The organism is Bacillus cereus group sp. BfR-BA-01356, from assembly GCF_022663635.1.
Taxonomy (GTDB): Bacteria; Bacillota; Bacilli; order Bacillales; family Bacillaceae_G; genus Bacillus_A; species Bacillus_A cereus.
This window is the reverse complement of the sequence record NZ_JAKUFX010000185.1, coordinates 1-9,287: the sequence shown is the minus strand read 5'-3', so window position 1 is coordinate 9,287 and position 9,287 is coordinate 1. Positions and strand designations below refer to the sequence as shown.

The window sequence follows — 9,287 nt, the reverse complement described above, 5'->3', positions numbered from 1 at the left end:
CATTATCTAGAAATATCTTGAGACGTCCAAGTATTTTCTTTATTACTGGACTCTTATTAGAGAGTAAAACTAAGCCTGAGATAGGGCTTAAATATTAATATACGAGGAGAATCTATTGATTCAAAAGGTTATAGAGAGAATATTATAGATGGCTTTAAATACATGTATAAGTGGATAATGCTAAATAAGGATGTTTATGTTAAAAAGATAAATGAACTTTTTAGTGAGGCACCTGTTCGAATTGTATATAGACCTACTAATGTATATACAAATGTTTTATATAGCAGTTATCATCCGGATGTACTAACTAATAGTATAGATAGAGAGGTATTTTTACATAGGCTTGCCAAGAAAACAGATGACAAAAGTTTTAATATTAATTTTCTGGAAATACGTGACATGCTTAGAGGAGATGTGCCTTATTTTAGTGTAAAAGGAAACGCAAAAGATGTATTTACATGGTGCTCAGATGATGTTGAGGTTAAGTTGGTAAATAGCACTACTGCTAAAATACAAGAAAAAATAAAAAAGATGAATGAAATCGATATGTATAGACAAATAGCTATTATTAATTCAAAACTGTCTACGGAACCAATTAAACAAGAAACATTAACAGAATACCAAAAAAATAACGTGCGAAAGTGGGAAAAGCAAGAATTTGTAGAAATAGCTGAAAAAATTGCAGATTATTTATTACCTAGAAGTATAATTGGAGAATCTCCTGAAGGGCGAGATCGAACGTGGTTTGGAAATCGAGAAAATGAATGGGGTTTTAATACATACCAGACATTAGAAAACAGTTTATATTATGGATTGGCAGGAATTGCATTGTTTTTTAATTACCTTGAAGAGGAATCTAATAATAGTAAATATTCTGGTATTAGAGAGGAAATATGTAATACAATATTACAACAGATACCAGAGGATATGGATGATTCTGAACTAGAAAATGTTGATATTGGTACATTTTCTGGATTAGCAGGAGTTGCATATACTTTATTTTATATTGATTATAGTAATGCTAGTAAAAAGTATGAAAAAACAATTTTAAAAATCTATAAATTAATAAAACAAAAAATTAACTCTTCAATTAAGCTGGATGTCATTAGGGAGCTAGGGATTATTGGTGTTATGACTACAATCTATTCCAAAAGTGATAATGCAAAATTAAAAAGAGAATCCTTACATTTAGCTATGAAGGTATATGAAAAAGTGAAACAAGAAGCAATAACTATTGAAGGTTTTCCAGGAATTACATGGGGAGAAAAAGGATATATTGGGTATGCACATGGAAATGCTGGAGTTATCGCTCAACTATATAGATTATATGAGATTTTTAAAGAAGATGAAATAAAAACTCTTATTGCTAAAGCGTTAAAATTTGAAAGAGCACTATATGTAGCAGAAGAGAAAAATTGGAAAAGATCAATAAAAGAACAGAATTTCTCGAACGGTTGGTGTCATGGAGCGCCTGGAATGTTAATGAGTAAGTTGCAATTAGTGAATTTAGGCTATGTGGATGCACAAATAAATGAGGAAATCCATATAGCAATTGAAACAACAATAAATAGTGGTTTAAGAAATGATTGGTGTTTATGTCATGGGGATATGGGGAATCTCATGATTTTAAAAGAAGCCGGAATAATTTTAAATGATAATGAGCTATATCTAAATTCTATTAATACAATTAAGAACTTTGCAGGTTGTCTTTTAGAAAAAATGAAAACTGAGAAGTTTATGGAAGAAGAAAATAATGGATTCATGGTAGGACTAGCTGGTGTTGGATACGAACTTTTAAGAATCGGTAGGGAAAAGGATATGCCTAATGTAATGGCATTAGAATAGGAGATACTCTTTATTTTCATTTAATTTAATTGTTTATGAGCAACTATGCTAGCAAATAATTTGATAAAAAATGTTAATTTAGTAAAATCATTTCTGTGTAATGTTGGTTTAAGGTATTCGCAGGTGGTTTACGTTACACCTGCGAATAGTTTTCCGATCTAAGTGCAGAGTATAGCATTCTTTTATATTTATCTATTTTAAAAGAATGTTTATACTTTGTAAGGTTATGCTAGTTTTTTGGAAATTCAGTTTAGTTCCATTCAAATTACTAATTTATTGATGAATAAATTAGTAATTTGAATGGAGATTATTCTTTATTTTATAAGTATTCTATTCCATCTTATCGAACGTTTTAATCTAAAATTTTATGTAGCCATAAATTTTAGATTAAAGTGCAAAGCGAAAAAAATCTAAAATATTTTAGATAATAAGAGTGAGGGGATAAAAATGACAGACAAAGCAATTTTAAATATTACTGATGTTACAAAATTCTATGGGAAACAGAAAGTGTTAGAAAATATAACGCTTTCAATAAAAGAAGGTGAAGTAGTAGGGTTAGTAGGACCGAATGGAGCTGGTAAATCCACTTTGATGAAAATTATAGTGGGGTTAATTAGAAAGTATGATGGTAGTGTTTATGTAGATGGTGAAAATATATTGGAGGAAATAAATAAAGATAGAAAGAGAGTAGGATGTATTATAGAAAGCCCGGGTTTTTATCCAAACTTATCTGGCTATGATAACTTACTTTATTTTTCAAAGATATCAGGATGTAGTTCAGAAGAAGAGATATACGAAATAATTAATCTACTTGCAATTAAAGATTTTATACATAAAAAAGTAAAACAATATTCACTTGGGATGAAACAGAGGCTTGGATTAGCACAGGCAATACTAGGAAATCCGAAACTACTAGTACTTGATGAGCCAACAAATGGGTTAGATCCCAATGTAATAATAGACATTAGAAGAATTATTAAATACCTATCAGAAGAGAAAAAAACTTCTATCATTATTTCAAGCCATGTACTAACAGAGATAGAATCAATGTGCAAAGAAGTAATTTTTATCAAGAACGGTAAAATAATTGATCGAGTGTCTCCTAGGGAAAATAAAACAGAGTCCAGTAGTAATTATTTTGTTTTTGAAATAAGTGATCCTAAGACACTACTTAACTTCTTTGCTTCAAAAAATATAAGTGCAGTGGTTGATGATACAGAAAATGTATTAGTTAATTTAAATGATTATACATTACAAGAAATTTTAGCGATGCTTATAGAAAATAATATTAATATAATCGGGGTCCACAAGCAAAAAGAAAACCTGGAGAAAAGATTTCTTAGTATGATGGAGGGGAATATTGTTGAATAGTAATATATTTAAATTAGCAAAAACTGAATTTCATAATATTTTCAAGTCAGCAATAATCAAATGTACCTTAGCGTTATCTATAATATACGTATTATTTTGGATTAAGGTTGCTCCGAGTTCATTTAGTGTCAATGATTATCTAGCTCAATATTTTCTAGCAATTAAATTTGTCTTTATATTAGCTAGTGTATACATTTTAGGACGAGATTTTAATAATGATACCTATAAATATATATTCACTGGATGTTTTTCAAGAAAGGGTATAATCCTTGGTAAAATAATTGCCATATTTGGGATTGGTATTGTTTGCTGGTTAATTCAAGTATTACTAAAAATTGCAATCTTATTATGGACTAATGAAGGAACTAAAGTTAATGATATTTTTAACTATGAGTTAGTTAGTACATTTCTAATATATGTACTAGTAGCAGTTCTTATAGGTAGTTTTTCGATGTTAGTAACAACAATTTCTTTTAAATTGAGTATAACAATGATATATACTTTAATACTTTTCGGTATAGTCCAATTTTATGCTCCTTTATTTATTATTAATTTTGAAAAAGCAGATGTGCTCCCTTCTTGGTATCAATTAATAAAAATTTTACCAACATATATTATTTTTGATTGGACAGATACTTTGAAAGTTCAAATAGTTCAAGTGGGCTGCATGCTAATGTATACTATCATTTGCTTAGGAAGTTCAATATTTATTTTAGGTAGGAAGGACTTAAATAAATAGAGGGGAAAAGGTATGGATACTATATTTTATATAATCAAAAAAGATGTGAAAAATATACTTAACAAACGTAATATTCTTCTATTTCTTATGTTAATTATCGGGATAATCATTTTTCCGCTAACCAAAGATATAGCAATGAAAATCAGATTAATAATGGATACCTTTCCTTTGTTTTTAGTTATTATATGTTCGAAAATTTTAGTTGAAGAATTTGAATATAATACGTATAAATATACTTTTACAGGGAAGTTATCTAGAAGTTTTATAGTAATTTCTAAAAGTCTTTCAGCAATTACTATAGCTATGTTATTTGGAATAATATTTAGTACGTTAGCATTAGTAGCGATATTTTGGGATAGTGGAGAAATAGACCTCAATCTAATTATGAAACTAACTTTAAATATGGAAATGGTTTTTATCTCTTTTACATTATTTGTTAGTTCAATAGCGTTTTTGATATCAATAATAACGAAAAACTTTATAGCTACATTTTTGTTATTATACCTAATGTTTTTTGATACTTTTAAAACTACTTTGCAATTAATGGCTAACAAAACTAAAATAGTCTCGTTAGAAAAGATATTAAAAGAAACGCCATTTTTAAATATAATGGACGGATTCCAAGTTTTTCATTATTCAGTTCAAACAATAATTTCTTTGACTAGTATAGGTATAGTTTTATTACTATTAGATTGCATAATAATTAGAAAAAAAGACTTATAGTTAAGGCTCTTTATGCACTGTTAGTTTATATTTTATTAGGTTTTTAAATGTGGTAATTTATAAACTCAAATAAATATATAATCTAAAATACTTTTGTTGACATAATTAACAGTAAAAATATTCTTGTTTAGCTAACAGTGGATGTACTATAGAAGAAGCAAAGGTAGATAGTTCATGTCTTGGAACTTATAAGTTATAAAGAAATTTATAAAAACAGATTTTAGGTTTGAATACAGCATAAGATATAAATATATTTCTTTTTTGTAAGGGGTGAAAAGCTATTTGAAGCACTCCTTACATTTAAGTTACAAAGGCGTAATAACTTCTTATAAAAGATAGATATGCTATTAGAATGAAATAGGGTAGTGAGCAAGCTACATACATTAAATTTATATATTCTCGAATTACTAATTATAATATCAAGATTTAATGTTTTTTCTCGCTTGAAGTCTAATTATTCTGAATTTTTTTCTTTGTATAACGAGTAATAAATTGATCATGAAAATAGTAGTTTTATACATACATTAAGAAACTATGGATGAGAATTGTATGTATTTTGGGATTAATCCAGTAATTTAAAATCAATGGATTTATGGAGATTAATCGAGGGAAGGGATGTAACCAGATGTTTAGGAAATACATATGTGTAAAACAACATGATGAAAAAGATTGTGCTGCAGCTTGTTTAGCAACAATTTCTAGAAAACATGGATTAAAGATACCTATTGCTAAAATAAGAGAATACACAAAGACGGATCTTCATGGAACAACCGCTTTAGGCATTGTGACAGCAGCTGAAAAGCTTGGGTTTAATGCAAAAGCAGTTAGATGTAATATGGAGAGTCTTTTTAATGAGGAATTTTTACCTGCTATAGCTCATGTTTATTTGAATGATAAATACTATCACTACATGGTTATTCACAAAGCAACTAGAAAAAAAATAATAGTGGCTGACCCTGAAAAAGGAATAGTAGAGTATTCACCTGAAGATTTCTCTAAAATATGGACGGGTGTATTGCTTTTAATGATGCCATCAGTTGAATTTAAAAAAGGGGATGAAACTACTAGTATACTTTCAAGATTCATGGGGTTATTAAAACCACAAAGAGGATTGATACTAAATATATTCTTTGCATCCATTTTCTATACTATATTGGGTATTTTAGGATCTTTTTATTTTCGAATTCTAATGGATGATGTTTTACAATATAATATTGAAGAAACATTACATATATTTTCAATAGGATTTGTTGTGTTAAGCCTCTTTTCTGTCATACTAAATGCTTTTAGAACTCAGCTTCTTTTGTATTTATCCCAACGAATAGATATACCTTTAATGTTAGGATACTATAAACATGTCATAGATCTTCCAATGAGCTTTTTTTCAACAAGACAAACTGGTGAAATAATCTCTAGATTTAATGATGCTACAAAGATAAGAGAAGCAATTTCAGGTGCTACGTTAACTATAATGATTGATACATTAATGGCTATTGCTGGTGGATTTATTTTATATAATCAAAATCAGCTGTTATTTGGCATTACAATAGTTCCCGTGGTTTTATATGCGATTATTGTTTGGTCATTCAACAAACCTATTGAAAATGTAAATAGGGAAGCTATGGAGAATAATGCACAAATAACTTCTTATTTATTCGAATCTCTAAATGGTATTGAGACTGTAAAGGCATTTAACGCTGAAAGAAAGGTAAATTTAGAAACTGAAACAAGATTGGTAAAACTTATTAAAAGTGTATTTAAAAATGGATTAATTAATAATATACAGATATCTTTAAAGACTGGTATTAAGTCTATATTTGGTATTGTATTGCTTTGGATAGGTGCCTATGAAGTTCTTCATGGAAAATTAACTATTGGAGAACTATTATCATTTAATGCTTTATTGGTTTATTTTATCACTCCTATAGAAAATTTAATTAATTTACAGCCTCAATTACAAACTGCAATAGTTGCAGCAGATAGATTGGGAGAAATATTAGACTTAGAACTAGAAAAAAGTGAAGACGAAAATAAAAAAATTATGCCATCAACATTAAAAGGAGATATAGAATTTAAAAATCTTAACTTTAGATATGGAACACGACCTTTGTTAATAAAAGAATTGAATCTTACCATTCCTCAAGGTCAAAGGATTGCCTTAGTTGGTGAGAGTGGATCGGGAAAAACAACAATATCAAAACTATTAATGAATTTTTATCAATGTGAAGAAGGCGAAATTTTAATTAATGGTTTCAATATGAAAGATTTAAATACCGAAGTATTAAGGGATAAGATTGCATATATTTCACAAAATATATTTTTGTTTAATGGTACTATGAAAGAGAATCTTACCCTGGGGTGTAATGAGGTAGATCATGAAAAAGTAGTAGCAGCTTGTAAAAAGGCACAGATTCATGACTTTATAAATTCACTACCTCAAAGGTATGAAACGACGATTGAAGAAAATGGTTCAAACCTTTCAGGTGGTGAAAAGCAAAGATTGGCTATTGCAAGAGCAATTTTACAGGTACCTGATATTATTATTATGGATGAAGCAACGAGTAATTTAGATTCTACTACTGAAAAGGCTATAGAGAAAACTATGCATGAATTTAGTAGTGATATAACTACAATTATAATAGCGCATAGATTAAGTACAATCATGAGATGTGACAAGATATATGTGCTTGAAAAAGGAAAAATAGTAGAAAGTGGATCTCACAGTGAATTGATGGATTATAAGGGTGATTACTATTCCCTATGGAAAGATCAACTTCCTGATTATTATGAAGATGAAAAAAAAGCATTTAAACCAGTCAAGGAGGTTGTTTATAGTGAGTAATATTATTATAGATATAGATGAATTAACAGATAGTAGAGAAGTTATGGATAGTAAACCACGTTCTTTTACAATTATTTTCATTTATATAATAATTTTCTTGCTCTTTGCTTTCTTGATATGGGCGTATTTTGGTAAAATTGAAACTGTAACAAAATTAAACGGAGTTGTAAGACCTGATAAGGAAGTCAGTATAATAAGTAGTAAGAATACAGGTAAAATAAAGGATATAAATATTGAAGAAGGAAAAAAGGTTAAAGCGGGAGAAGTTTTATTTACTATTGAACATGATGATCTTAATATACAAAAACAAAATTATGAGCACCAATTAGAAGAAAAAAATAAGCATGTTGACAATTTAAAGAAACTTAAGAACGCTATTAAAGATAATAAAAATCCTTTTAGTAATACACCCGCAGAAGAATATTATTATAATAGGTTTTTAAAAAACCAGTCAGATTATAACGATCAAAAGCAACAAAGTAATTTAAGTAAGGGGCAAATACAGGTTCAAATAGAAACTACTAAGGCTCAAATAAAGACCGCAAATGAAACTTTAGATAACCTAAAAAATTTGAAAAGATCGGTAAATGATAACGTGAACTATTTACCAAAAGATAGCTCTTACTATGTTCAATTTGTAGATTATCAAATGAATGTTAATAACATTCAATCTAAGGATGAGTTGGATAAATTCAAAAATCAATTTCTTACAAAATTAATGAGTACAATAGAAGAGAATCAAAATAAAGTAAACGAACTTAAAGCTGTAGTTGAAAGTAACAATCAGTTGCTAGGGAAGATGTCAGATACCAATGATAACTCATCTTTAAGTAAATATAGTAAAACTGAATTAAATCAAATAGATACAGAGATCCAACTTGCAAATGAAAAAATTAATGAATTAAATTTTAATCTAAATAATTTAAATGCAAGTATAGATGGTTATATAATTAAGGCTCCTATTAATGGAATAGTAAGTATTGATACACCTATTAATAAAGATGATTTAATTCAGCCAGGGGCACATATTGCGACAATTATTCCTGAGGATAATTCACAATATAGAATAGAATTAGCTATTTCCGATAAAGATATTAATAGTATTAAAGAGGGAAAAGAAATTAAGTATCATTTTCCATCAATTCCCTATAGGGAATATGGGGAATTGAAAGGTAAAGTTACAAAAATAGGAATTGATTCAAAGCAAGACCCTAAAAGTGGTGCTAGTTTTTATAAGGCATATGCTTCTATGGAAAATAAACTATTGCATAATCAAAAAGGGAAAAAGGCAGAAGTAAAAGTGGGAATGATTTGCGAAGGATTAATTGTAACAAAACAAGTCACGGTTCTGAATTATTTAATTGATAAAATAACAAAATAAAACCTTATGAATAATAATGTTTTAGGTTTTAAGGAAGACGTTTTCGTGAATTAATTGCTACAAATAAACGTGAGACTAAAGTAGAAGAAGAGAAAAGTAAGAGTTGACCCAAAAAGGTCAACTCTTTTTTGTTTATGTGGGTATATGTAGTTTAGCAAAAAAAATCAAAAAAAATATATGAAGTAAATGGTATTGTAGTAGTAAGTATAATAGATGTGGAGGATGGAGATTATGAATGATAATTTTTTGACAGAATGGATGCTTGGGGGTAAGACACCATGCCCATCAACTTAAGAGTGAGCACAACCTGAGCTTTCGACTCATCGGATCAAAACATTCCTAAAATAAAAGCATACTCTTAAAAATAAGCATCTCAAATAAACCCT

The 9,287-nt window shown here is 28.5% G+C and carries 6 protein-coding genes; all 6 read left to right on the top strand.

Annotated elements, in window-relative coordinates; all coding sequences use genetic code 11:
- The first annotated feature begins 93 nt into the window (after nucleotides 1-93).
- The 6 genes from lanM (at nucleotide 94) to MR168_RS30975 (ending at nucleotide 8,901) form a co-directional block, all read left to right on the top strand.
- On the top strand, nucleotides 94-1,845 hold the full coding sequence (gene lanM / locus MR168_RS31000) for a type 2 lanthipeptide synthetase LanM (RefSeq protein ID WP_348980681.1): 1,752 nt from the start codon (nucleotides 94-96) through the stop codon (nucleotides 1,843-1,845).
- Nucleotides 1,846-2,292: 447 nt separating this feature from the next.
- The gene (locus tag MR168_RS30995; RefSeq protein ID WP_086412515.1) at nucleotides 2,293-3,216 is read left to right on the top strand and encodes an ABC transporter ATP-binding protein; all 924 of its coding nucleotides are present in this window, start codon (nucleotides 2,293-2,295) and stop codon (nucleotides 3,214-3,216) included.
- Complete coding sequence (locus MR168_RS30990) at nucleotides 3,209-3,955, top strand: ABC transporter permease (protein ID WP_086412516.1); 747 nt, start codon at nucleotides 3,209-3,211, stop codon at nucleotides 3,953-3,955. The genes MR168_RS30995 and MR168_RS30990 overlap by 8 nt, the downstream gene beginning before the upstream one ends.
- Nucleotides 3,956-3,967: 12 nt before the next feature.
- The gene (locus MR168_RS30985; RefSeq protein ID WP_053512393.1) at nucleotides 3,968-4,678 is read left to right on the top strand and encodes an ABC transporter permease; all 711 of its coding nucleotides are present in this window, start codon (nucleotides 3,968-3,970) and stop codon (nucleotides 4,676-4,678) included.
- A gap of 592 nt (nucleotides 4,679-5,270) precedes the next feature.
- Nucleotides 5,271-7,520: a peptidase domain-containing ABC transporter gene (locus MR168_RS30980; protein ID WP_242291721.1), complete on the top strand. Its 2,250-nt coding sequence runs from the start codon at nucleotides 5,271-5,273 to the stop codon at nucleotides 7,518-7,520.
- Nucleotides 7,513-8,901 (top strand): beta-barrel domain-containing protein, encoded by a 1,389-nt coding sequence (locus MR168_RS30975; protein WP_174402587.1) that lies wholly within the window; start codon nucleotides 7,513-7,515, stop codon nucleotides 8,899-8,901. The genes MR168_RS30980 and MR168_RS30975 overlap by 8 nt, the downstream gene beginning before the upstream one ends.
- Nucleotides 8,902-9,287 lie beyond the last annotated feature (386 nt).